The organism is Corynebacterium sp. MSK044, from assembly GCF_030232825.1.
Classification (GTDB): Bacteria; Actinomycetota; Actinomycetes; order Mycobacteriales; family Mycobacteriaceae; genus Corynebacterium.
This window is the reverse complement of the sequence record NZ_JASPJJ010000048.1, coordinates 1-1,435: the sequence shown is the minus strand read 5'-3', so window position 1 is coordinate 1,435 and position 1,435 is coordinate 1. Positions and strand designations below refer to the sequence as shown.

The 1,435-nt window shown below is 54.2% G+C and carries 1 protein-coding gene; it reads left to right on the top strand.

The genetic code is table 11. The annotated features are described in order from the left end of the window. Window positions 1-57 precede the first annotated feature (57 nt). Window positions 58-1,401 (top strand): IS256 family transposase, encoded by a 1,344-nt coding sequence (locus QP994_RS11005; protein WP_284866818.1) that lies wholly within the window; start codon window positions 58-60, stop codon window positions 1,399-1,401. Window positions 1,402-1,435: the final 34 nt, after the last annotated feature.

The window sequence follows — 1,435 nt, the reverse complement described above, 5'->3', positions numbered from 1 at the left end:
GAGAGTGTCTGATGGTTTGTGTGTGGGTTCCCAACCTGCATGAGGAGACGGACCAGAATGACTACTGTGGCACGACGAGACCCGGCTGATAAGGCCAAGATTGATGCGATTGAAAAGAAGCTGCTTGCTAACCCTGATATCGCGAAGCTGATTGATGAACTAGGCACGTCTACAACGGATGCCAATGACCTAGTTCGGGGCATGTTGCAAGCCTCGATTACCAGGGGACTAAATGCGGAAATGGACGCCCACCTGGGATATCAGGCAGGCGACAGGGGCGGTAAAGCCTTAGCTGGCACTGATAACTACCGCAATGGCAGCTACCCGAAGACCGTGGATTCTAATTATGGGCCGGTTACTGTTGATATCCCTAGAGATCGGGCTGGCACATTCATGCCGACCATGGTCCCTAAAGGCTCTAGGCGTTTGACTGACGTTGATGACATGATCGTCAGCTTGTATGCCGGTGGGATGACAATCCGTGACATCCAGCACCATATGGCAACTGCGATGCGGATTGATATTTCCCATGAGACGATTTCCGCAGTCACCGATGCCGTCCTCGACGAGGTCATGGTCTGGCAAAACCGCCAGTTAGACGAGTTCTATCCCGTGGTGTTTCTCGATGCATTGCGCATTAAAGTCCGCGACGGTGGTCGGGTGGTCAACAAGTCCGCCTACATGGCTATCGGCGTGGACCTTGACGGCATCAAACACATTTTGGGATTGTGGCTTGCCAAAGAAGAAGGCGCGTCTTTTTGGGCGCAGGTGTGCGCCAATCTTTCTAACCGTGGGGTCAAAGACGTCTTTATCGTCTGTTGTGACGGGCTCAAAGGCCTACCAGAAGCAGTAGAGGCAACCTGGCCTGGATCCATGGTCCAGACGTGTATTGTGCACCTGATCAGGGCTGCTAACCGGTGGGTTGCCTACGGTGATCGTAAGGCTGTCTCAGCGGCGTTGAAGAAGGTCTATACCGCCCCGGATGAGCAGAGCGCCGCTGCCGCATTGGATGAGTTTGAGGTCTCTGAGCTGGGGCAGAAGTACCCACGGTCGGTGAAGGTGTGGCGGGATGCGTGGGAGAGGTTCACGCCGTTTCTGCAGTTCCCGCCGGCAGCAAGGAAGGTGATCTACACGACGAATTCAATTGAATCCTTCAACAATGAGCTGCGTAAAGCCACTCGTAATAGGGTTCAGTTCACTAATGATGACTCAGCGCTGAAGACGCTGTGGCTGATGATCTGCAATATTGAAGATAAACGAGCTGCTCGGCGGGCCAAGGAAGGCAAACGAGCCTCCGCTACCGCTGGCCGACTCGTCGAAGGGGCCCGGGTTTCCGGCTGGAAACAAGCCATCAACCAAATGGCTGTGGCCTACCCCGACCGCTTCGACAAATACCTGTAAAAACAGCCCCACACACAAATAACTTGACACGCTC

Bases quoted from the DNA above. Each gene is read 5' to 3' on its own strand.
- QP994_RS11005 (WP_284866818.1), top strand. From the start codon at position 58: ATGACTACTGTGGCACGACGAGACCCGGCTGATAAGGCCAAGATTGAT.